The organism is Infirmifilum sp. (assembly GCF_049970975.1).
Lineage (GTDB): Archaea > Thermoproteota > Thermoprotei > Thermofilales > Thermofilaceae > Thermofilum > Thermofilum uzonense.
This window is the reverse complement of record NZ_JBMFLX010000009.1, coordinates 10,401-33,488: the sequence shown is the minus strand read 5'-3', so window position 1 is coordinate 33,488 and position 23,088 is coordinate 10,401. Positions and strand designations below refer to the sequence as shown.

The following is a 23,088-nucleotide window of genomic DNA, read 5'->3' as shown; positions in this document are numbered from 1 at the left end:
ATTTTCTTAAGGGAAAGATACTGGAGGACTGGACGCCTTATTACAAATACCGGAAGGGAGTTCAGAGCCCTGTGAAGAAATGCGACCCCATTTTCAAGCGAGACTTCATTGCTCACGCGGGATTCCACGATGAGGTTATAGAGGTACGTAAGTTTAACAGCGAAATTCAGATTCGAGTAAAAGGATGCTATTGGTGTTGCATAAAGAATATCCTGGAGGACGCCGTCATAACATAGCCTTTGCAATATAATAGAATTAGTCTATATCCAGGCGACAACCCTCTAAGGCTCAGCTTGTATTTCTCACGACCACCTTAAACTCCTCTGGCCGGAGAGAGGCCTCGAAAGCTTTTACCGCGTTATCTAATCCATCAAAGATCTTTGTAATGGCTGGCTTGACAACCCCCTTGCTTAAAAGCTCTATGGCTCTCCGAAACTCTCTAAAGGTACCACATCTCGTGCCGATTATTCTAAGCTCCTTTACTACGGCAAGGGTCATGCCTACCTTGAACTGTGAGCCAGGAGTCGACTTAAGGTGTATCACGCCTCTTGGACGCGTGAGGCTTATAGCCTTGTCTAAGGCCTCGGGGCTTCCACTGGCCTCGACTACTACGTCGAACCCTAAACCCTCGGGTGTCTTCTCCCGTATATAGCTGAAAACCTCGTCATCCACGAGAACTCTGAAGCCCTGCTCGGCGAAATAATGTGCCTTGGAGCTCCCGCTTCTAGCAACTACTACCGGCTCGAGGCCAAGCCATCGGAGAACGTGTACTGTTAAAAGAGCGATGTTACCCGTCCCAATTACGGCGACGTTATCCGTCGGTTTAGGCGGGGCTTGCGTGAAAGCGTTTAGTACTGCTGCAAGTGGCTCAACCTCGGTCGCGGTAACCGGGTCTAAGAGCCCGTCGATCCGGTGCAATGCCTCTAGTGGGGCTACGAAGTATTCAGCGAAACCCCCGTCGAAGTCTATGCCTAGCGTCTTCTTATATGGACAATGAGTGTATAGCCCACGCCTACAGTATTCACACTTTCCACAGGAGAAGTTTATCTCGCTCACAACCCGGGAGCCTTTGAGAGGCCCGTCGCTTACCACCCTTCCCGCTACCTCATGTCCAGGTATTAAGGGCTTCTTGAAAAGGGGGTATGTCCCCTTGTAAAATGCCTTGTCAGTGCCGCAAATACCCACGGCTTCAGTCTTTACGAGGGCCCAGCCGCTTGGGGGCTCGGGCTCCTTTACGTCTTCTAATCGTAGGTCGCCGGGACCATATAGTATGAGGGCCTTCAAGGCTTATCAAATGTATTTAGCTCTTGGTGTAAAAAAGTTTAGGTGGTTTGGAGCTTGAACCATCACAGCTTTAGGATCCAGCTTTTTGTAGGGGTTCGCCCTTCCTTATTACTTCAATCACGTCCTCCGGGGTGACCTCCTCTTTTCTAACGTCAAGAATTTTCCTACCGTGGTCTAGGACGACTATCCTGTCCGAGACCTCGTAGACGTGGTATATGTTGTGGGAGATTATTATCACACTTACACCCTGGTTCTTGACTTCTAGGACGTGATCCAACACCTTTCTTGTCTCACGTACAGAGAGAGCAGCGGTAGGCTCGTCCAATATGAGGAGCTTCGCCTTAAAGTGCATAGCCCTCCCTATGGCTACTGACTGCCTCTCCCCTCCACTAAGCTTGGCGACACGCTCGGACGGGGATCTCAGCCTTCTCAAGCCTATACTCTTTATAATCTCCCATGACTGCTCGTCCATGGCACGTCTATCGAGGAAAGCTATAGGTCCTATTCTTTTCACAGGCTCCCTCCCAAGGAATATGTTCCTGCTTATGCTCAAGAGGTCTATAAGGGCGAGGTGCTGGTATACTATCTCGATCCCCGCAGCTCTAGCCTCGCCGGGATCCCTGAAGATGGTCGGCTTGCCCTCCCAGTATATCTCGCCCTCATCTGGATGATATACTCCGACGATGGTCTTGACGAGTGTGCTCTTACCAGCGCCGTTGTCCCCTACGAGCCCCACTACTTCCGCACGGTTAACATGGAAGTCCACGCCTCTAAGTGCCTCCACCCTGCCAAACCTCTTCACGATGCCTCTCATCTCGAGGAGCTTATCCATGGGAGATCACCCTGAAGTAACGAACTTTCTCACGACGTACGTGTTGATGATTGTTGCTATTATCAGGATCACACCTATGAATGCGCTGTACCAGTAGGCCGGGGCCCCTGCAAGCACAAGGCCAACTCTTGTCAAGGCTACGAGTAGGGCTCCCAGGAATGTGCCGAAGATACTCCCGTACCCACCTGTGAGCAGGCAGCCTCCTAGCACAGCGCTGGTTATGGCCTCTAGCTCCAATCCTTGACCTAGGGTTGGGTCTACTATCTTGAACCTTGAGAGAGCCATGAGCCCGGCTAGACCGGCGAGTAGCGAGGAGATCCCGAAGTTTACGAGCTTGACCCGCCAGACTTTTACGCCTAGCTCGCGGGCCGTAGCGGGGCTAGCGCCTACAGCATAGGTCCAGTTCCCGTAAGGGGTGTAGTCGAGTATTATTAGAAAGATCAGGGTAAGTGCGAGTAGCCAGGCGGCGCTGGTTCTCAGCCCTTCGACGCCTACGGCGCCGTTCAATACATCTGTGAGCCAGTGCGACCCCTCCAGCCTAACGGGGAAGCCTCCCGTGATGGCTAGGAGTATTCCTCGCAGAAACATCATCATGCCCAGGGATGTTATAAAGCTGGGTATCCCTGTCCTAACAGTTATATAGCCTGTCAGCACGCCTATCCCGAAGGCAACGCTGAGCATTATCACGCTTGCGAGAAGCATGTCCATGCCAGCGTCGACCATAAGGACGACAAACATCGGGACGAGGGCGTAGACTGATCCTACCGAGAGGTTGAACTCGCCTGTTATCATGAGGAACGCGACTCCTATCGAGGTGACTCCAAGCTCGCCTGCAAGAGTAAGTATGCTGTAAAGGGTTGAGGGTGTTGGGAACTTGTCGGGGGATATGACGAGGAAAGCCAGTGCTATTATCGAGAAGCTTGCAATTACGCCGAGTTCCGGATGCTGTGATATTAGTAGTAGGAGAGACTTTCTACTGGAAGCTGTCTGTGTAGCCAATTATTATCACCTGAGAAAAAATCTAAATTTTGTTTTATTTTTAGGCACCACCAGTTGTAGCTATCTGCTTCCTGACAGTGTCTAGCTTTGTCTTGTCTATAACCGTTGGGCCGGTGGGAACGTGTGCTGGCGGGATTATCCCGTACTTGACGTAGAGGTACATGAAGACTACCGGTAGGAAGCCCTGTGCGAAAGGCTGTTGGCTTACCGCGGCTTCAAGCTCTCCGTTCTCGATGGCTTTGAGAATGACGTCGTCGATATCGATTGTAAGGAGGTGGACCTTTCCGACGAGGTTCATCTCCTTTAGGACTTGGAGCGCGGGGTGTGCCCCCAGTGGGCCGAGCGTGAAGATGACGTCTGTGTCAGGGTACTTTGTGAGGTAGTTTTTGAACGCCTCTGCCGCCTTGGTGGGGTCAGTAGTGATGTCGAGCTTCTCGACAGGTGTACCGGGGTACGCCTGGGTTATAGCGTCAGTTATGCCTTTCGCCCTGGTCTCGAGGCCCACGTGGCCCACTTCGTGTATGCCTATAACGACGCGCTTGGGCTTGTATCCCTTGTCGATCAAGTACTTCGCTAGATAATAGCCAGCGTCATACTCGTTCTGCCCCACGTAGCTGAGGTAGGGTATCCTCTGGTTTGCGGGCCTCGGGTCAGGGACGTTTACCGCTATTATAGGTATCCCTTGACTTATAGCCCGCCTAGCCGGCTCGTCTAACGCCTTGTAGTCCGTTATGGTTAGGATTATGCCCTGGGGTTTAGCGGCTATAGCGCTGTTCAAGAGGTCGACGAGTGCTTGTATGCTAAACTTCTCGGGACCACTATACACCACCTTGACGTTCAGCATCTGTCCAGCTAGCTGGGAGCCCTTGATCACGGGTGCCCACCATGGATCAGCTGGTCCGCCGTGGGAGACATAGTAGAATGTGTACTCGGGGGCTCCAGGTTTTCCAGCGCCAGCCTTGTACTGCTCTAACTCTGTTTCAAGTGCAGCGTATTTGGAATAAGGTACCATTGTCATAGAGGCTACTGCATAACCTAGAACTGCTCCAATTATGATGCCTATAATTATGTAAACTGCGAGCGCTGTGCCTTTACTCTTTTGTTGTTGGCTCATACGATCATATTTAGCATTATCACTATATATAAGTTGATTCCGTTATATTTATTAGGTTAAAGTTTTAGCTATTACTGGAATTATATAAAACGAATATACATTTTCTAAGGAAAAGTGCCCGGCTTTATAGATTCAGGGATTTTAAGACTAACAACTATAAGCCTAGCTCCTCCAGGAGAAGCCTCAGCGCGTCCTGGTAGAGGCTGCTACCCCGCATCCGGCTTATCAGTGATGCGTACATGCTCTTGACGAGAAGCCTCACTGCCTCTGCTTCATTAAACCCCCTCGATTCAATATAGAATATGTGTTCAGGGTCTAGAGGACCCATAGCTACTGAGTGAGCAGCATAGCTGGGCTCATCCGACTCTATCTCCAGCACGGGGGCAGCGTAAACCCTGGATGTGGGGGAAAGAGGAATTAGCCTCGAACGCACTTCGAGCCTTGATTCCATGGCTCCGCGACGCGCCCGTGCAAATCCCTTATGAGCTATGAAGCCCTCGTTTGCGAAGCCCAGCCCTCTTATGGATATCTCTGTTCTGGGAGCCCTTGTTTCAGCGCTTGTCTCAAGCGTGATGCGTGAAAATTTACCGGCTGCGAGTAGAGCCACGGTCTCAGCTGCGGAAGCCTCTCCTTCGAGGAGCTGGTTCATCTCCATATGAGTCATTCTACCTCGTGAGCCAATCAAGAATGTCTCAAGCCTTGAATCCTTGTCAAGTCTGGTTCGCTGGAATATTGCGCTTGGAGCCCTGTAGGAGTCGCGTATAATGTAGTTTAGCCTGAGAGTTGAGGCCGTATCGACTTCCACGTCTATCGAGAGCGTGTTAAGCCCTTCGGCATCAGCTGGTGAAAGTAGCAAGACGTTAAGGGTTGAGTTTCCCGTAGCCCTTACAGATAGGTGAGCTGCAAGGACTCCTTCACGGGGCTTGGGGACAAGTATCGTGTATGACGTATCGCGGAGAAACACGTTTACCTGAGAGTTAAGCGTGTTTAGATGGAAGGCTAGCACACGTTTAGAGCTTGCTTCGGGTAGCTCGGGTTTATCTTTTAAGGGCGTGGGCTTGAGTATAAGGTCAGGCTTAAGGTTGAGTAGTCTAAGCGCGTCGTCGTCCCAGCCGAGCTGAACAGGAGGAGCGGGATTCTCTAAGTATGGTTCAAAGGCGTTCCAGTCAGTATAGTAACGGACCGCCGGTGAGTCTGCCACGGGCTGGTAGGGGATTGCTTTGAGTTCCTTCAGGCTCAACCGTAGCCACCTAGCTCCTCGAACTCGAGCTCTAATACCCTCCTGAATACTACCTGGTATTCGAATGGAAGGTTTTTGAGTATGTCCCCGACGTATCCGATGACGAGGAGACGCCTAGCCTCGTCCTCTGTAAGGCCTCTCGACTGAGCATAGAAGAGCGCGTCCTCGCTTAGCCTACCAGTAGTAGCCTCGTGGACTACAAGAGCATCATCCTCCTCGATCTCGTTTTTCGGGTATGTGTAGGCCTTTGACTCCGTGTCGAGTAGGAGGCTGTCACACTTCACGGCTGCTTTAGAGTTTCGTGCACCTCTAGCCATCTTTACTAGACCCCGGTATACTGCCACTCCGCCCTGTGCGCTAATACTCTTACTTACAACCTCGCTGCTCGTCTCGGGGGCTAGATGATAAGCTTTGGCCCCGCTGTCTTTCCAGGTTTTACCCTTAGCGAGGGTTATGTTATAAATGCTTGCCCTCGAGCCCCGGCCCTTGAGTATCACGGAGGGGTAGACATAACTAACCTTGCTTCCCAGGCTGCCCTCAGCCCACTCTACAACAGCTCCTTCCTCTAGGATCGCTCTCTTATTGTTGAAATTGATGAGGTTCTTGCTCCAGTTCTGCACAGTGGTAAACTTCACGTGCGAGTTTCTATGCGCGTAAATCTCAACCATGCCGTCGTGAAAGCTGTACTTTTTGAACAACGGGGCTGCGCAGCCTTCGATGAAGTGGATGAAGCTTCCTTCATCTGCCACTATAAGCGTGTGCTCGAACTGTGCCTCTAGCTCGCTGGCTACAAAGAAGAATGCCTCTATGGGCGCCTCGACTCGCACACCAGGGGGCACATAGAGGAAAACACCACCGCTCCAGACCGCGCCATGTAGCGCCGCGAACTTGTGGTCGCTGGGCGGGAAGACCCTCATAAAGTATTTTTTCACTAGATCCGGGTATTTTATGACCGCCTCGCTCATATCCATGAGGATGACGCCTTTCTCTTCCAGGAACTTCTTAAAGGACAAGTAGATGTTTTCGCTCTCAAACTGGGCTGCTAGCCCCGAGAGGACCCTCGCCTCAATCTCGGGTAGTCCAAGCTTCTCGTAAACCCTCCTTATCTCGGATGGGAGCTGGTCCCAGCTTGAAACACGTTCCACGTCGGGCTGAATGTAATGGGTAAGCTCCTCGAGATCCAGCTCCTCAACCCCAACGAGCCAGTTCGGGGTGGGCAGCTTTTCGAAAAGCTCCAGGCTACGCAGCCTCAACCTGAGCATCCACTCTGGCTCTCGCTTGGACCTTGAGAGCTCTTCGATTGTGCTCCTTGAGATCCTTCCTTTGAGCTGGATGCGGGGCTTGTAAGTTATCGAGCTTATATCGTATTGGGGTAGTGCTAACTCCTCTATGGGAACTGGGATGCTCATTCCGCTATCACCGGGAATCCCTCAGACTCTATCTTTCTTACCACTTCTATCCCACCCTCAAGGGCTATACGCCCAGAGACCAACACAAGTACCTTATCAGGGCTTATGTACTCAAGTGTTTTCGGGTTATGGCTAACTAATAGGACGGCTTTTCCACGAGAGGCTAGGTCTCGGACAAGCCTAGAGAGCATCCTTAAACCCTCAATGTCTAGGCCAGAGTCTGGTTCATCAAGCATCACCACGCTAGGGTCGAGCATGAAGGCTTGCGCTAGTTCTAGGCGTTTCTTCTCGCCACCCGAAAAACCTTCGTTTACGTTGCGATCCGAGTATTCTTTAGGCAATCCGACTGCTTGAAGCGAAGCATAGACTGCTCCTATATCCGAAGGACGCCCCAACTTCGAGGCTGCCTCGGTGAGGAAGCTTAATATGTTTACACCTGGAAGCTCAGGTGGGTTCTGAAATGCTAGGAAAATTCCTTTCCTTGCTCTCTCGTGTGGTTTTAGGCTGCTGATATCCTCCCCGTTTAAGAGTATTTTGCCCTGTGTCACTGTGTATCTTGGGTGACCCATAATACTGAGTAATAGCGAGCTCTTGCCGCTCCCGTTGGGACCTACAATTACAGTGATCTTCCCCCCGCCTACGTGAAAGCTTACACCTCTGATTATCTCCCTTCCTTCAACCTTCACATAAAGATTACTTACCTCAAGCTCCACCATACATATGCCACCGTCATAATACGCGAAGCCTGTATAAAAACTTGTTACTTCTCCTCAACCTTGAACTCCCTGTTCACAAATATCTTGTGTTCCTCGAGAGTTTCGAGGATATTTCTCCTTACTACTCCTGGGAGAGCCTCCAATGGGAAAACACCGTGCAAATTGCGACCCTTCAAGCTCTGAAGCAGGGCTATCACTACGAGCGCCGTGGGATAGGTTATATAAGTGGCACCGGGAAGAAGGTTGTTCACCCTCCTCTGGCTTGGAAAGAACACACTCCTACTGGAGAGCCCCTTCTCACCAGATATCTCGCCGATAGCAACAACTCCTACCGCGAAGAAGGCGTCCTCCAACTCTCCCTCCTCGATTGCTGATAGATAGCTTCGAGGAGATGAGGGCTCCTTGAGGATCTGGTACAGCAGGCTCCTAAGTGACACCCTCTTTCCCCTTACAATAAGGGTTTTCTCCTCGAGGACTCCAAGCCTGTAAAGTGCCCGGAGAATTTCTATATCGCTCCCCCCAGCATAGTAGTCAAAGTCCTGCGTACGGAGGTAAACGGGAATTGTGTAGCTCTCATCGTTAGACACAGGGTAACAACGAACTGAGCCTTCGGGGGCTGGAAAGTTGCACTCGATGGACTCCGAGAAGGGCTCTATGAAGGCGTATCTCCTGTTCCTATACACGAGAACAGGGGTAGCGACGTTGAGCATTTCTTCTCGAGACCACGATATCAAGAAGGACGGACCTTTCTGATCCTCAAGGGACATCACTTTTATCGAGAACACCTTGTCTAGGTCCTCGTATGCCTCGCGAGCAAGGAGGTTTGTGAGGCCTGGAGACGCGCCAGCGTTGATTATTGCAAGGTTGTGTTCTCTCCTGAAAGCCGCGGAGAGTGCAAGTTGTTCTGCAGTCCTGCGTCTGCCCCCGTAGCACGCTAAGTCCATGTAGGGTACCCCTGCCTTCAAGCTGGCCTGCATGACGATGGGATTGAGGAGTTTTTCCCTCTCATTTATCCTTACAAAGGTTGGCAGCGTGTTTACAACGAAGTCATAGCCTGATAGCTTAGAGGAAAGCATCTCGCTGTTAATCGCATCAGCTTCTTCAACAGGTATATCGTGGGAGTCTTCGAAGTCTAGGAACATTCTCGCCCTCTCAAGATTCCTGTCGAAACAGGTTACCTCATCTGCAACCCGGTGTTTGAGTGCTAGCCTTGCGACCACGGAGCCGACCGCTCCGCAACCAAGGATAGCTAACCTGATACGTGTTCACCGCTTATAAGACTCCGACCTGCTTAAATTGTTAAAGCAGGTTGCTAGACTAGCTCCGAGAGCGGCGTCGCATGACTAACAGAGAGCGGGATTACCCTGAAGGCTTCCGCGTATTTTCTCCCTGAAGCCTGGCCATAAGCTGCAGCGAGGGTCTTCACCTGCTCTTCGAGAATTGGCCATATGGGCTCGAACTGGCTCTTATGCTTCGAGAGAGCCTGGAGTTTTCTTTCAAGCGTAGCCGTGATGTCGTGAAAGTAGTTTGGTTTCGCGGTGTAGTAGTATAATATTGCGGCGACGATGTGAGGCTTATGTTCGGGCACGACGTGTGGGAGGGATGAGAACATTACTGCATCAGAGGCTAGTAGGCCGGCTACCCTGTGGTCGGGATGTATCTCATACATCAGCCACGGGTCGGGTGCCAGGACGATGTCAGGGTGCTCCATTCTTACAACGCTTATTATCCTGTTCCGCGCATCGAGCGTATAGGGGAGCTCTGTGTCCTTGTAATCAAGTGGGATTATTTTTGAGACGCCGAGCACCCGGGCCGCCTCCTCTTGTTCATGCTTCCGTACCTCTGCCAGCACCCGTGGATTCAGACCGGGATCGGATGTACCCATCGAGCCGTCCGTCAGAGTGAGGTATACGACTTCTACGCCCTTCGAGGTCAAGTCCGCTATTGTGCCTCCAGCCCCGAGCTCACAGTCGTCGGGGTGGGGCTGAATACACAGTATTTTTTCTACGTTTTCAAAAGGTGATGAGAGCTCGGGATAGAGGTGTCTGGCTAGATTGCGCAAACCCTCGTTTAGTCCTGATTCTCGAACGAGGCGCCTTGCGATGTCTTCAGTCTCGAGAGAAAATTCCGTGTGTTTTTCCATGTAAGTTGCATAACTCTTTACTCTAAAAAAGTTACCCTTGCTTGCTCTTGATAACGTAGAGTAGGAGTGATAGACACGCAGCTTGCGTTGCCAGGACATATGCGGCTGCAGCGTATATGGGTAGGTTAAGGTCTATTATTAGCCCGTAGATGATTCCTGCTCCGAGCGCTCCCAAACCGACCGCTGTGCTAAAGACGCCGTATGCTGTGGCGCGCACCGATGGTTCTGTTAAATCCCCTACGGCCGCCCTGTACACAGATTCTTGCGAGCCTAACACGACACCGTAGATCACGGCAGAAGCCACGATGAACAGGAAGCTCTTCTGGAGTGAGAGGAAGGGAATGATTATGGAGAGCGTGAAGGGAAATAGGAGGACCCAGAGCTTGTAGCTGTCATAGAGCAGGCCAAAAGCTACGGCGAAAAAGGCGTCTACAAGCTGTATCGTGGCGTATAATACTGGTGGAAGCCATGCACCCATTGCTTGGACTTCTGGTGTCTCAGCCGCCAGGTAAAGTATGAGGGATGCTGGAAACAAGCCTAAAGCGTTAATGCCTACGGCGGTAATGTAGGCCAGGGTTCTCCTGTTTAATACTTTTCTGTTAGCGTCCTTAGTTGCGAAGCTGGATGTCATCTCGGCCGGTAGCTTAGTCTTTGCACGCACGGTTGCGAGTGTGAGCATTAGTAGGACGTATGGGATTATAGAGTATAGGAAAGCGTCGCGGTAACTCCTTGTAACCGCTAAAAGTAAAGCGAATAGGAGGGGGCCCGAGGTGGCGCCTATCTGATCCATTAGTTCGTGGAGGCCGAAGCCTTTGCCGCTCCCGATGCTCTTGGAGGCGAACGAGATGATTGTATCACGGGATGGTGTCCTGACCCCCTTTCCGAATCGTTCAAGAACTACGAGGACTGCAGCTAAAGTCCATCCTAGGCCTAGGATCTCGCTTAGGGGAATCAAGGGTATAGCGATTATGAGGCCGTAGCCGAGGAATACTAGGATCCAATAGCTCTTAGTCTTGTCTGCCAGATAGCCCCCGACCAGCCTTGAGAAATACGAGATAAGCTCCCCTAAACCCATGACTGTGCCTACAACGGCTGCAGAGGCTCCCAGAAACTTCATGTACTCGGGTATTGTCCCCCTGGAGCCCTCGTAGACTATGTCTCCGAGGAGGCTTACAAGCCCGAAGGACAGAATAACCCTATACGCTTTACTCCTCTCATCCGCCATTAAGGTCAGAAGTTTTTACGAGAATAAAATGTATAAGCCTTGCGTTTAGCTCCTAGACTTGTCGCGTGGAGGGAGTTTGGGGGCCTCATTCTAGGTGGGCCTCTTTTCTTCCGGGGGAGGGTTCCAGTTCCGGGTTAAAATGGCAATCTGTTTTAGAACCCTCTTCGTGTAGATTTTCCGGTCTAAAAGAGCGTTTAGAATCGAGACTAATTCGTCATAAGTCTTCTTATCAACTGGGAAGGGAACCCCGTCTTTACCTCCAACAGCGTAGGCGAACTTGAAGGGATCAACGGGATGAGTCAGGGGGTCTCGCCACGAGGGAGGAGTCTCGTAGACGAGCTCCGCTACGAGGGCCAAAGCCCTTATAGTAGATGGGCCAACACCTCTAACCGCTAGTAAATCCGAATAACTGTCTACTCCTGCCTGCCTGGCAGCCTCGAGCCCTAGTCTCTCAGCCCTAGGGAATCCTAGTTTAGCGTAGCGTTTAAGAGTGTTCCTGAGGGTAACAGGCTCGTACGGTCTATATAGCAAGATTGGCTGGTACCCCCTGAGGATAGCCTCAGCTTGCCTCAAATAGCTTTCAATCCTTGAAGGCGGCTCTTGTACTAGGTCGACAGCAAGCCTCCTGAAACCTGATGCCTCTAATGCTACCGTGTTCAAGACAAATTCCTCTTTGACGCCCGCTACACCGGAGTATGGCTCGGAGACAGGGTCTGTTACCTTCCCAGAGTACCAGTGCATCCGCCTCGCTACTCTTTCAGAAGGCTTCATTGCTTGTTGAACAACAGCCCAGGACCCGTCTTCGGCCAGGAAAAACGCATGATGATAAAGCTGGTATCCTGCCTGAACCGCGGCACTGTCGACCTTGGCTACTAGGTAAGAGGTGCGAGTATATTTCTCGGGGTCTAACCCGAAGTGGACGGCTATCTTCTCGAGTTCTTGAGGAGTTTCTCGGCTCTTTTCACCTTTCCCTCCGGCAACCTTTACGCCTAGGTCAGCTTCGTCGAGAACGCTTTTTAGGATCGCGGTTGTAACAGTCGTGGACCCCGAGGAGTCCCAGTCCATGCCTATCAAGTTGTTGATAGCCTGAAAATATACCGGGTCGGATATCCTCTCAAGGAGCCCTTTTGGCCCGTACTCGTCTATTATTAGTTCGACTACTATGCGGGCCAGTTTATGCATCCTGGAAAGGAGCCAGGGAGGAACCTTCCCCGTGTGAAGTGGGAGTTCTGCGATTCCTGTCCTCATTCCTAAACTAAAACTCACGATCCTAGTTAAAAAGGATTAGTTTAGTAGGCTGAAAGTAAGAGATGTTTAGTCGCCTCCTCGGGTATCGCTCGTAGCTATGTTAAACATATTTTAATAAAGCAGGACACGTATCATAGCTTATGCGGTCGTTTTGGGACTCTTTCATCATGCTGTTTATTGTCCTCGACTCAATTGGAAACATTCCCATATTCTACTCCCTCACCTCCAACATGGAAGAGAGTAGTAGGAAAAAGGTATTTGCGGAATCCATAATTGTGGCCTCCGCGCTGCTAATCTTCTTCGCCCTCTTCGGATACTCTTTCTTCCAATACTACAACGTGACGTTTATGGACTTCAAGATAGCAGGGGGGCTTTTATTACTCTTAATTTCTCTCGAGGGGCTGATCGGCCGTGTAGAGGCTGAGACACTTAGGAGCGAGGACGTGGCGATAGTCCCTATGGCTACTCCACTACTAGCCGGGCCGGGTAGCATATATGTAGTCATGTACCTCAGCACGGTGTACGGTGTGCTTCCCACGCTGCTTTCAATTGCATTAAACACTATCATTGCATACTTTATACTCGTCGGCAGCAACCACATCATCCAGAAGATTGGGAAGAACACCATCCTCGTTCTTGCAAGAATATTCTCGCTGCTATTAGCTGTCCTAGCAGTCTCAATGATAAGGTCAGGCCTCGAGGACGCTCTCCGCCAAGTCCTTAAGGGGAGCTGAATACATGCCCTTTGAACTAAGCGAGGAATACCTGTCTTTCCTAGCATCCTATTCGACAGCTGAAAGCATAGCTCAACTTTCAAGGGGCTCGGGGCTCCCACCACATATTGCACGGAGAGCCTACAGGGAGCTAAGCTCGATACTCCAAATGCGTTTTCTCATAGACTTTCCAAAGCTCAGGATCCTCCCCGTAGCTCTGCTTATAGATGGTCATTGCCCCTCCTGGCTGGGCGCCACCCTCATTGCCAGCCTGGAGGGTCCCGTCCGAAACACTCTTTGCGTTGGATTTGCGTCCCTAAAGAGGGTGCTCGAGCTACAAGACGAACACCTTATAAAGGGTTTAGAGCTCAACTACTGGGATTTTACCTCCTATCCCTCCTCGTCTCCAAGAGAGCCAAGGGAAGAGGACTACGCCCTTCCTACACCTCCCAAGGGGTTCTACACAAGACCGGACGCCGTTGACCTGGCGGTCCTCTCCTTTAAGCTGGACTCACCCTTTGAAAAGATAACTGAATGTTATAAAAAGGCGTTAAGGTTAGACGAAACTCTCCGCGAATTGAGTAGCTCCACCCTCGCATATCATTTCAGAAAACACTTAAAACCCTTCTGGAAGGGAAATAGGGCTTACCTGGTTCAACCCATCGTTGAGAATCCCGTCCAAGTCTACATTATCGAGGGGTGGCGTAGCCCCGTTGTGGCTAGGACCGTGACCACGCTTCTCGGCTACTGGTTTTCAATCGTAGACGAGAAGAAGGCCTTGATAGTTAGCCAATTCACTACACGGGAGAAAGTTGCTTTCTACAGGTTTTTAAGATCCATGGGCGTAAGAGTTGTGTTTGGGGAGCTAATCATGGTCCCGGAGGAGACCAAGTATCTTAGACCCCTTCTCTGGAGGAACGTTAAGCATGCAAGATGGGCTTCTTCTTTTGAATCTGTTGAAAGCGAGAAGCCTGTATTTCCTTAAGTGTTTACCTCGTCAAGCGTCGATAAACGGCTTGTTTAAGGCGCTAGGCTTCCAGTTTATACCTGCGTCTTTCTGTGCAGGATGAGGTATAGGAGGATAGTCTGAGTCAAGTATATCAGGGATGTGAAGAAGAGAGGATAGTCCAAGTTGATGCTCATGAGCCATCCGCCTATAGCCGCTCCTACACCTCCAGCAAGCTGCCATCCAAGCATGTTAAGCATCGTATACCTGGAGCGCTCCTCCTCTCCTATGATCCTCATAGTGAGCGACCACATAAGGGGGTTCGCCGCGTTCATTAAAACGCTCCTAAGGGTAAACACTGTAGCCGCTACGAGATAATCCGGGGAAAATGCAGTCGCTATTATGAAAGGTATAGAGGCAGACTGTAGCAAGACTACAGCCCTGAGCGTCCCTAGCTTCTCGGATACGAGTGGTGCCAGTGACGTTGAAGGTATCATCAGAAGAGTCTCTGCCATCATCCTCGTCCCGAGCTCCCCTGCCTCCACCAGGAACTTAGACATAAAGTAGTAGTTAATCATCCAGATTGAAGCCCCTGCACCCAGCGCCGTAAGTGCGGAGAGTGACGTTAAGAGAAGCGTTTCCCTTGAGAAGCCAAGCTTAAACCCTCTTGGGGCACCATATGGGTCGCGAACAAGTAATAGGAAGGTAAAACCAGATACCGATACTGCTCCCCCCAAGGCCATGAGCATCCTGTAAGCCACGGCTATCTCACCGAGAGAAATGTTGGCCAATTGGGGAAGCCATGTGAGAGCCATGCCGAGCAGAGAGCCTACGAGTCCTATAATCTGTGATGCGGATGCCACTAGGTCCAGCTTCTCGCGAGGAGTGACATCAGCCAGTAGCGGGTTAAGCGTGACCGCCGTCATGGCATTTCCTACTCCCAAGAGGGCGAAACCAACGTAAAGCACAACGCGTTCCGCCGGGAGGAGTATCAAGATGAATCCTGGTATGGAGAAGATTAGAGAGCCTATGGCTATCTTTTTCCTTCCATACCTGTCGGAGGTGTACGCTGCAGGAACGAGGGAGAGAGAAGTCGCTACAGATGATATGAATTGGAGGAGGCCAACCTCGCGGGGGTCCAAGCCTATGTGCTTTAAGTAGGGTTGTATTAGAACGTTTATTATACCGTTCCCGATCGAGCTGAGCAACACTAAGGCCAGTAAGGCTAGGATGCTCTTCTCCAAGGTCTTCAGCTTGTCTAACATTTCTAGATCCAAATATGTTCATTGTATATGACATATAAATTTTATCTTTCATATCATCGCAAACCATAAGACTCAAGGGAAATAATAGTACAATATGCGACTCGGTGACATATTTCTCATACTACTTTACCGCTTGGTCCCCAGCCGGTACTACTCCTGGGCATCGGGGAAAATAAAGCCCGCGAGAATACTGGTTGACGTTGGCGGGGCTAGAGGCAGGCTCTCAGAACACCTTAAGGATAAATTCGAGATCCAACTGATATTAGATGTCCTCCCACAACACTTCCCTAAGAAAAAGACAATCCCCAGCCTTGAATACGTAGCCGCAAGCGCCTGCTTCCTACCGGTTCGAGCTGATTCAGTTGACGCAGTGGTTTTCCACGACTCTCTACACCACCTGGATAGTCCAAGCGAGGGTTTGAGGGAAGCGCTAAGAGTCTTGAAAGAGGGAGGCAGCCTCTATGTCTTTGACTTTGACAGGGAGAGCCCGGTAGGCAGATTAGTGAGAGCATTCGAAAAGATGCTTGGCTTTCCGGCTAGGCTCCTTACTGTAAGCGAGCTGACAAGCCTACTAGGAGAACATGGTAAAATAGAGGCGCTGAGCTCCACGTACGGGGTATTCTATGCAGTATTTATGAAAGAGCACCTAACAAACGCTTAAACTCTTCCTCTGATGCTTTCGCTTTGCACTCAGGGCAAAGCCAAATAGACTCGAGTACAGAGCGTGGAGCACCAGACCGAGCCAACTTCTCTTCTAAACGCTTTATCATCCTCTCTGGGCCAAGCTCTTTGCCGCAGGACCTGCACCGTGCAATCGGGCTCTGGGCGGCGATAAAACCTTCCTTGCTGGTGAGAAGACGGGGGTTCGCAGCCCTTGCAAGCCTTAAAGCAGCTTCGGGACATACTCTCACGCAGGTGTTACAGCCGATACAGGAAGAGTGGTTAAACGATAGACTGTACTGGTCACCGCGGGTGAGGGTTAGAGCGTGTGTAGGGCAAGAGTTCGCGCAGGCCCCGCACAAGGTACACTTGTCCTTGTCTACGTCAACGCGGAAGAGGGGTAGTCTTTCCAAGTCTGCCCACGTGTCTTCTTCGCGTGCGAGTGGTTCTAAGAGAGCGCCCAGAGTGGAGGCGTCAACGATTGCTTGAGCCACTGGTTTAATGATGGAGTCTAGCTCCTTCATCATCGCTATGTAATCTTCTGCAGCCTTGCGTCTGGGGCAGTCTGATCTTATATCGTCGGGACAATAGTAGTCTATGGTTAATCCGAGTTGCCTGGCGTAGAGGAACTCGTGGACGCGAAGCGATGCAATGCATTGGAGCTCAACTGGAAGAGAACCTTCATGCCGCTCACTGTAAAACCGTGTCCTCGCAAGTGGGCACGTTATCGTTATCCTTGTAGCCCCTATCTGGGCAAGCGCTCGGAACAGCCTCCTGACGGCCTCCGGGGCATAAACAGGGGTGAATAACTGGCCTGTGGGGCAAGCTGAGGTGCACAGACCGCACTCCAGGCATGACCGCTCTGAGACCTTAGGAGGCTTGCCGCTGATCGCGTCGAAGGGGCAGGAGGAGAGGCAGAGTCGACAGTCACGAAGCGAGGAGCACTCCTGCAGCTTTACGTCGGGTAGAGCCGTGTATACAAAGAATACTCCCAGCCCTGATTTGAGCAGGTCACGCCTCGATACGGTTTTCCCCGTGTCTGAGACGACGACTGGTATGAATTCTGATAGAGCCTCGAAATAGGCCTTATAGGCTTCGATTACGTCTTCGAGGCTTAGACCATTTGCATAAACGTCTCTTTCAGAGTTTATGAATACTATCCTGTGCCAACGTGAGCCAGCCCTGCGCACAGCCTGTATTATTGTGTGCCAGGAAGAAGGATACCCTTTCCCGACAACTATAACGCCGTCAAAGGTGTCCGCTAGCCTCGACAGGTCTTCAGGGGACGGGGGTTCCCCGACGCTGAGAACCTTTACCTCAACCATTTCTCAAACCGTATTTTTTAAAGGAAGCCATCTATAAAGGATTTATGCCGTAACCACGGACCTTTTCCCGTAGATTTTTCTAGACGCCTATTAGGTGTGTATAACGGAAGAAGCTGTCAGCGGCGAGCGTTACTATCGCGTCATCACAACCGTCGAGAACTTTAAGTATCGCAGCTATGTTGGCACCGGTTGAGAGACCAGCTAGAATTCCCTCTTCACGAACCAGTTTCAGCATATTCTCTAGGGCTTCGCTGAAGCCGACCTCGACAACCTCATCCACCAGACCTCTATATCTTATGAAGATTTCAGGAACCCCGGAGACCGCGAGGCCCTCTATCTCTTCACCTCTACCGGGATGACCCAATACTGGAGACCCGCGAGGTACAACAGCGATTGCCTTAAGGCCTCTCCTGCACTTTGTTTTAAGGTACTTTGAGATACCTGCCATGCTTCCACCGGTTCCAACACCCATAACGAAGCAGCCTATTCTGTCGCCTAGCTCGCGATATATCTCAGGGCCCGTGGTTTCGAAGTGCGCTGTAACGTTTGCCTCATTAGCGTACTGTGCGAGGAAAACTCCGCCCCTCTCGCGGGCAATCCTCTCGGCAACATTGAACATATGGTCGGGGTGGCTGCGTGGAACCTTGGGTGCGAAGTGGACTTCCGCGCCTAGGGCCTTTATCATGGACACCTTTGAAGGCGATGTGTCCTCCTCTACGACTATTATCGCCTTGTAGCCTAAGAGCCTAGAGGCCCACGCTACGCTGATCGCGGTGTTTCCACTCGAGGCCTCTACGATTGTTCCCCCAGGCTTTAGAAGGCCTCGTTCCACGGCATCCTTTATCATGTATACGGCTATCCTGTCCTTATGGCTCCCGGTTGGATTCATGTATTCAAGTTTAACGTAAACCTGGCGCTCACGCAAAACCGGTATGTTTCTCAGCCTCACCATTGGAGTATTTCCTATCAAGTCGAGGATTTCTCTCACACTCGAATATCTCCAGGTGGATATAAAACATTTGGGGTGAACTTTTCCCGTCTCGAGCCTGCCCCTTAGAAGTAAAGCTTTTTATAAGGAAAATATATTCAGGAAAACGTTGGATCGGATGACGACGCCTTCAGCGGGCTGAACATCGTGATGAGGTCTCGGGGTTGTCTCATCGGCTTATCGTTTTAAGATACACTTCTATCCTGCAGGCTTGGTCTCCTCTAGATATGCAGGCGGTTTCCCGGGCCTCGACTCTGCTTTTGTCGACTTGCCATACTGTCCCAGCGATGCCGGCCACTATGCCCCTGAGTATAGAGGACTCGTAGCCCGGCACGCCCGACGCGGATTTACACTCGAGGCTGTCATGGACGACGATAATGGCCTTAGAGTCCGTGAATTCCTCCCAGTATACACGCCCGTATCCAAGGTGTCGTAAAACCTCGGATGCTAAGATCAAGAGGTCTTTGCCCTCGAGTCCCAGAGCCCTCAGCCTAGAGGCGATCTCTTGTCCATAGGAGAAAGCCGAATGGTATAAGGCTAAGCCAAGGGAGCGGCCAAGGAGTCTCCACCCCTCTCTGAGAAAGCCTTCGAGGAACCCTTTCTCTAGAACTAGTACTCTGCCTGTGTGGGGTAGTGCCGGGAATCCCCAGCTCTCGACCGCAAGGCCAATCCACCTGCTGGTGGAGAAACTGGTTGCTTTTACTGCCTCGTTTTTTGAGAGACAATCCGTGAAGGATTTCAGAGTTTCTGGGGACTGTACTGTTAGAGCGATGAGGACGGTTGTGAGGAATTCTCCTCGCGTCGTCCAAAGGTCTAGAAGAGTTAATCCTTTGTCTTCACTACAGCTTGCCGCATGTTTGAGGAAATCACATAAAGGCTTCTGCTTATCCAGTACGGCTAGGACTAGCGAGATGTTCTTACCCGGTTCAACTATAAGTCCCGAGACACCAGTAAAGGGCTCCGACATAGAAATCATGTATCTTAGCCACGTACTATTATATTTTTAACACATTGCCCGGATAAAGGCTAGTACTCCTATAAGGCAAAAATGCGTTAGGTAAAAAAATACACTTTTTTAAAGTCCTATGGTGGAGAAGACCCCGGCTTGAACTACAAGGGCTCTGAGAATAAGTGCCCCGAGGAGCGCGCAAAGCGCAGCTGCTAAGCCTAAACGCCTATCCTCTCTTCTCAGTAGCTGGAGGCCGAGGGCGATTGGGACGATGATTCCAACGATAACTACGCCGAGCCAGAAATAGATTGCTAGCTCTCCACTGACGAGCGCTTGGGCACTTTCACGTGCAGCTTCAGGACCAGCGTACAACGGGCTGGCAACAAGTGCGAAAACCGCTACTAACTCGGCCACGTCTAGGCTTAGTCCAGCCCTAGTTAATAGGTGAGCTATCTCCTCACCCCTCGTCATGATCTTTAGAACCGCTATAGCGCATATTGACGCGCTGATTATCCATAGCAACGGGATTAAGCCTGTATTCCAGAAAGGCACGCCAGAAGCGCTTGATATGAGGAAACCGCTATAGATTGTTACTAGGAAACCTATAATGGCTAGGAGGGTTAGGTACCAGGGTCGATCAGTTATTCTTGAAAGGCCCTCGGCGACTGTATGTCTTAGAACGAGGGCAAACGTCATTAGAAGTAACAGTGAGAGAAGTGTTATTCCGATGGTCATCCAGGATTGCGCAAGCTTGGCTATAAAGACGCCTTGAGACAGCGAAGAAATAATAGCGAAGGGCACGTTTAAAGGTCTTGAGAGGTCTGCGACAACGAAGAATAGCCCGAGCACGACAGATGCGAAGATGACGAACGAGAGCTCCCTAAGCTTCTCCTCCACCTTGCTGAACTTCATTAAGGCATAGGCTACGCTTCCCATCCCGGCGATGCCCGCTAGCCAGAGGAAGGGACCTATTAGCCAGGGGGACCAAATCTCCTGGAATGTCATCTTCCCACCACCACGAAGAACTTAGGCTTGGTACCTTTATACTCAAGCAGGCGAACCACACGCGACTTCGCCAGCCTTTTGTTGATTTCACTGCTCGGGTCGTCTAGGTCTCCGAAAGCCCTAGCTCCCGCTGGGCACACGGTGACGCACACGGGCATTAGACCATGGGCGAGGCGATCCTGGCATTCCTCTCCCATGCATTTGGCAGGGAGACCCGTTGAGGGGTGGAGCCATCGTGCGCCGTAAGGGCATGCCGTCATGCAGTACTTGCAACCTATGCATAGGTTCGGGTTTATCTTGACGAGTCCATCCTTGTCAACATAGCTCGCCCCGGTTGGACACACGTGTACGCAGGGAGCATCCTCACAGTGCTGGCACTGTAGGAGCAAGATGTAGGGCTTAAGATCAAGGTCAAATGTTATCCTCCTTATGTTTGTCTGGGCTCCGCCCCAGGTGGGGTTCGGGGCGTCCGTAGAGGCGTAATTAGCTGCATTGCAGGCGGCGATGCATGCCCCGCAACTTATGCATCTGCTTTGATCCCAGAGGTGTGCAAGCCTCATGCTCCCACCCTTCTAACTCTTACTGTAGAGTTTAGACCTGTGGAGCCGTTGAGGGGCTCGAGCCAGCTCAGCGTGAACATGTTCGGGTTTATGCCTTCTCTTAGCACCTGGTATTGGCCGCTGATGAGTTTCGAAAACCTGCCACCGACCCTGTTGTATACGAAAAGTACACCCTCTCGAACCCTGTTCGTCACTTTCACCCTTGCACGCGCCTTGAAGCCGTTGTCGAGACCTTCAAGCTCTACAATGTCGCCATCCTTTATGCCGAGACGCCCGGCGTCTTTGGGGTTCATCCAAACCCTCCTATCGACTAGGCTTGAGACAGACCACGTCCATGCCGCGTGTGCAGATACATACTGGTCTCTCCCGTTAACGAGGTAGAACTCGTCTGGCTTGGATGGTAGCGTATACTTGGGGGTCTTCCATTTTGGAAGAGGATCATCACCGTAGTCGAGAGCCTTTAAACTGTAAATCTCAATCAAACCGCTCTTTGTTGGTAGCGTCCCAGGACCAGGCTTGGGAACCCATAACTTAAATATGTAGAAGCCTTTCTCGTTTAGAGCTTTTTCGATATCGCCAGAGGGAACATTCCATGCCTTGGAGAGACTTTCAAGTATCTTCTTCTTAACGTAGTCCTCGAACTCCTCAAACCTATGATAATCTGCGTACTCCTCTGTATAGCCTATAGCCTTGGCTCTCTCTGGAACAGTTCTCCTGACAATCTCCATCATGGCCCAGAAACCGTTCCTAGCGTCAACGCCTTGTGGCGGGTCTAGCGCTTTATGGGAGAGTTGTATGGCTGCGTGAGGGGTCCACTTTACCTCGGCCAACTCTTCCCTCTCTAGGAAGATGTTATCGGGTAGAACGTAATCCGCCCAATCTACACTGTCGTTGGGAACAACATCTATAACAACAACGAGGTCAAGTGCCTTTAGGGCCTTCTTTAGCTTCTCAGTGTTGACGTCCCTAGTGAAAGGCTCTGTGCCGACGATGAATAATGCCTTTACAGGGTAGGGTTTACCCTCGAGGATAGCGTCTAGCACGGCGTCAAACACGTGGGGTACGGCAGGATACTTCTGTGTGTCGATTCGCTTAGCCGTTATTGGTGGTAAGGTACCACCAGTGATCGTGGTGACCTTGTCTGTAGCAGCAGTAGCAGAGGCGGGGAACTTGCTTCCTAGCTTCACGTAGAGACCTCCTGGTGTCTCGACGCTTCCCACCAGAGCGTTGAGGGTTAAAGCTGCGCGGAAAGCGTCTGAGTCATTTGCATTCTTAGAGGACCACCATCCGTCCTCTATAACTCCTTTAGCATTTGCGAACTCTCTCGCAATCCTCTTTATAGTCTCGGCTGGCACTCCGCAGATTTTCTCCGCGTCCTCGGGCTTGTAAAGGGCAGCCCTATCCTTGAGGAGGAGGAACGCTGTCTTCACCCTTATACCCGAGGCATCACCCTCCCATTCAAGCGCGGGATTTTTCGCTTTCCTATAGCTCACGAAATCCTTGGCGTCAATATCGTAGACCAGATAATCCGTGCCCTCACGCCCAAGATCCTTCTCCGTTAACGGTGTCCCGTCAGGCTTAATCAAAAATGTCGCGTTCGTGTACTTCTTAATAAAGGACTCGTCGTATAGCTTCTCGGAAAGGATGACGTTAATCATGGCTAGAAGGAAGGCGGCGTCCGTACCGGGTATTATTGGAACCCATTCACCATCAGCCATCGCGGCATTACCCATCCTAGGGTCGACATAGACTAGTTTTACGCCAGCCTCTCGAGCCTTGTTTAGCCTTTGAACCATGCCCATGGCAGCGTTTAGAACTCTCCCCACAAAGATTACGTATCGGGCCCTCTCGTAGTCTGGGTCGACCGTGGGAGGCCCACCCGCCCCTAGAACCAAGGTTCTAGCATACGTGCTAGCGTTGTGGCAGCAAGAGGCGTGCTGTACATGGTTGGGCGTACCAAGAGTGAAAGCTATCAACGGCATATGCCAGGCATAGAAGTCGTGGTATGTGAAGACTACAGATTCAGGCCCATATTTTGATATTATCTCCTTGAGCTTTGAAGATATCTCGTTTAGGGCTGTTTCCCAGTCTATCTCTTGAAGCTTCCCCTCCCCTCGCTCACCCATTCTTTTCAGGGGCTTCTTAAGACGAAGTGGGTGGTTCCAGAGTTGCAGGGCAGCCGCGGAGCGGGCGCATAGTCCCGGCTGAGGATGCTCCAGGTTGGGCTCAACGTACATCTTGCCGTTGCGGTTGACGAGATACACACCGCAACCAGCCCCGCACATATTACACATTATTGGAATCTTGCCTTCAGTCCTACTCGAAGCCTGTTTCTCGCTTGGTTTCCATGGTATTTTTATGAGGGACGCTGCGCTCAGCGTAGTGGCCAGAGCTATGAAGCTCCGTCTTGATATTTTCATAACATTATATATAGAGATTTGTTAATTTAAATCTTGCTTATATCAGA

22 protein-coding genes are annotated in these 23,088 nt (G+C 51.1%); 4 read left to right on the top strand and 18 right to left on the bottom strand.

Annotated elements, in window-relative coordinates; translation table 11 throughout:
- Window positions 1-236: TM1812 family CRISPR-associated protein (locus tag ACP5KC_RS03005; RefSeq protein ID WP_428286825.1), on the top strand; the 236-nt coding region annotated here is incomplete at its 5' end.
- Between the two features lie 52 nt (window positions 237-288).
- Here the strand turns inward: ACP5KC_RS03005 and ACP5KC_RS03000 are convergent.
- From ACP5KC_RS03000 to ACP5KC_RS02950, 11 genes are all read right to left on the bottom strand, one after another.
- The gene (locus ACP5KC_RS03000) at window positions 289-1,284 is read right to left on the bottom strand and encodes an MDR/zinc-dependent alcohol dehydrogenase-like family protein (RefSeq protein WP_273433427.1); all 996 of its coding nucleotides are present in this window, start codon (window positions 1,282-1,284) and stop codon (window positions 289-291) included.
- Between the two features lie 70 nt (window positions 1,285-1,354).
- Entirely contained in the window at window positions 1,355-2,116 is a 762-nt protein-coding gene (locus ACP5KC_RS02995) for an ATP-binding cassette domain-containing protein (protein WP_052883895.1), read from the bottom strand.
- Window positions 2,117-2,122: 6 nt separating this feature from the next.
- Window positions 2,123-3,115, bottom strand: coding sequence for an ABC transporter permease (locus ACP5KC_RS02990; RefSeq protein ID WP_052883896.1), 993 nt, complete (start codon window positions 3,113-3,115; stop codon window positions 2,123-2,125).
- Between the two features lie 40 nt (window positions 3,116-3,155).
- On the bottom strand, window positions 3,156-4,229 hold the full coding sequence (locus tag ACP5KC_RS02985) for a sugar ABC transporter substrate-binding protein (protein ID WP_236944922.1): 1,074 nt from the start codon (window positions 4,227-4,229) through the stop codon (window positions 3,156-3,158).
- 154 nt (window positions 4,230-4,383) lie between these two features.
- Window positions 4,384-5,469: a SufD family Fe-S cluster assembly protein gene (locus ACP5KC_RS02980; protein WP_428286824.1), complete on the bottom strand. Its 1,086-nt coding sequence runs from the start codon at window positions 5,467-5,469 to the stop codon at window positions 4,384-4,386.
- Window positions 5,466-6,878 (bottom strand): Fe-S cluster assembly protein SufB, encoded by a 1,413-nt coding sequence (sufB, locus tag ACP5KC_RS02975; RefSeq protein ID WP_428286823.1) that lies wholly within the window; start codon window positions 6,876-6,878, stop codon window positions 5,466-5,468. Before sufB ends, ACP5KC_RS02980 begins: the two co-directional genes overlap by 4 nt.
- Complete coding sequence (gene sufC, locus ACP5KC_RS02970) at window positions 6,875-7,594, bottom strand: Fe-S cluster assembly ATPase SufC (protein ID WP_273433573.1); 720 nt, start codon at window positions 7,592-7,594, stop codon at window positions 6,875-6,877. The genes sufB and sufC overlap by 4 nt, the downstream gene beginning before the upstream one ends.
- Window positions 7,595-7,638: 44 nt before the next feature.
- Window positions 7,639-8,841: a saccharopine dehydrogenase family protein gene (locus ACP5KC_RS02965; RefSeq protein WP_257719671.1), complete on the bottom strand. Its 1,203-nt coding sequence runs from the start codon at window positions 8,839-8,841 to the stop codon at window positions 7,639-7,641.
- 65 nt (window positions 8,842-8,906) lie between these two features.
- A complete protein-coding gene (locus ACP5KC_RS02960; protein WP_273433574.1) occupies window positions 8,907-9,737 on the bottom strand; it encodes a PIG-L deacetylase family protein in 831 nt (276 codons plus the stop codon).
- 31 nt (window positions 9,738-9,768) lie between these two features.
- The gene (locus tag ACP5KC_RS02955) at window positions 9,769-10,962 is read right to left on the bottom strand and encodes an MFS transporter (RefSeq protein ID WP_052883901.1); all 1,194 of its coding nucleotides are present in this window, start codon (window positions 10,960-10,962) and stop codon (window positions 9,769-9,771) included.
- A 90-nt stretch (window positions 10,963-11,052) separates the two neighbouring features.
- Window positions 11,053-12,210, bottom strand: a complete 1,158-nt coding sequence (locus ACP5KC_RS02950; protein WP_424740477.1) for a DUF763 domain-containing protein — start codon at window positions 12,208-12,210, stop codon at window positions 11,053-11,055.
- Window positions 12,211-12,350: 140 nt separating this feature from the next.
- Between ACP5KC_RS02950 and ACP5KC_RS02945 the strand changes: the two genes are divergently transcribed.
- Complete coding sequence (locus ACP5KC_RS02945; RefSeq protein ID WP_052883903.1) at window positions 12,351-12,944, top strand: MarC family protein; 594 nt, start codon at window positions 12,351-12,353, stop codon at window positions 12,942-12,944.
- A gap of 4 nt (window positions 12,945-12,948) precedes the next feature.
- On the top strand, window positions 12,949-13,908 hold the full coding sequence (locus tag ACP5KC_RS02940; RefSeq protein WP_273433578.1) for a hypothetical protein: 960 nt from the start codon (window positions 12,949-12,951) through the stop codon (window positions 13,906-13,908).
- 56 nt (window positions 13,909-13,964) lie between these two features.
- Here the strand turns inward: ACP5KC_RS02940 and ACP5KC_RS02935 are convergent, their stop codons facing one another.
- Window positions 13,965-15,134: an MFS transporter gene (locus ACP5KC_RS02935; RefSeq protein WP_428286822.1), complete on the bottom strand. Its 1,170-nt coding sequence runs from the start codon at window positions 15,132-15,134 to the stop codon at window positions 13,965-13,967.
- Window positions 15,135-15,228: 94 nt separating this feature from the next.
- On the opposite strand from ACP5KC_RS02935, the gene ACP5KC_RS02930 reads away from it, so the two are divergent.
- A complete protein-coding gene (locus ACP5KC_RS02930) occupies window positions 15,229-15,795 on the top strand; it encodes a class I SAM-dependent methyltransferase (protein WP_273433580.1) in 567 nt (188 codons plus the stop codon).
- On the opposite strand, the gene ACP5KC_RS02925 is transcribed toward ACP5KC_RS02930, so the two are convergent.
- The 6 genes from ACP5KC_RS02925 to ACP5KC_RS02900 all read right to left on the bottom strand — a co-directional run bounded on the left by ACP5KC_RS02925 (window position 15,767) and on the right by ACP5KC_RS02900 (window position 23,041).
- Window positions 15,767-17,119: a 4Fe-4S binding protein gene (locus ACP5KC_RS02925; RefSeq protein WP_428286821.1), complete on the bottom strand. Its 1,353-nt coding sequence runs from the start codon at window positions 17,117-17,119 to the stop codon at window positions 15,767-15,769. The genes ACP5KC_RS02930 and ACP5KC_RS02925 overlap by 29 nt on opposite strands.
- A gap of 79 nt (window positions 17,120-17,198) precedes the next feature.
- Complete coding sequence (locus ACP5KC_RS02920) at window positions 17,199-18,107, bottom strand: PLP-dependent cysteine synthase family protein (RefSeq protein WP_428286820.1); 909 nt, start codon at window positions 18,105-18,107, stop codon at window positions 17,199-17,201.
- 169 nt (window positions 18,108-18,276) lie between these two features.
- Window positions 18,277-19,083, bottom strand: a complete 807-nt coding sequence (locus tag ACP5KC_RS02915; protein ID WP_428286819.1) for a hypothetical protein — start codon at window positions 19,081-19,083, stop codon at window positions 18,277-18,279.
- 99 nt (window positions 19,084-19,182) lie between these two features.
- Window positions 19,183-20,061, bottom strand: a complete 879-nt coding sequence (gene nrfD / locus ACP5KC_RS02910; RefSeq protein WP_428286818.1) for an NrfD/PsrC family molybdoenzyme membrane anchor subunit — start codon at window positions 20,059-20,061, stop codon at window positions 19,183-19,185.
- Window positions 20,058-20,621, bottom strand: a complete 564-nt coding sequence (locus ACP5KC_RS02905) for a 4Fe-4S dicluster domain-containing protein (RefSeq protein ID WP_428286817.1) — start codon at window positions 20,619-20,621, stop codon at window positions 20,058-20,060. The genes nrfD and ACP5KC_RS02905 overlap by 4 nt, the downstream gene beginning before the upstream one ends.
- On the bottom strand, window positions 20,618-23,041 hold the full coding sequence (locus ACP5KC_RS02900) for a molybdopterin-containing oxidoreductase family protein (protein ID WP_428286816.1): 2,424 nt from the start codon (window positions 23,039-23,041) through the stop codon (window positions 20,618-20,620). Before ACP5KC_RS02900 ends, ACP5KC_RS02905 begins: the two co-directional genes overlap by 4 nt.
- Between the last annotated feature and the right edge of the window lie 47 nt (window positions 23,042-23,088).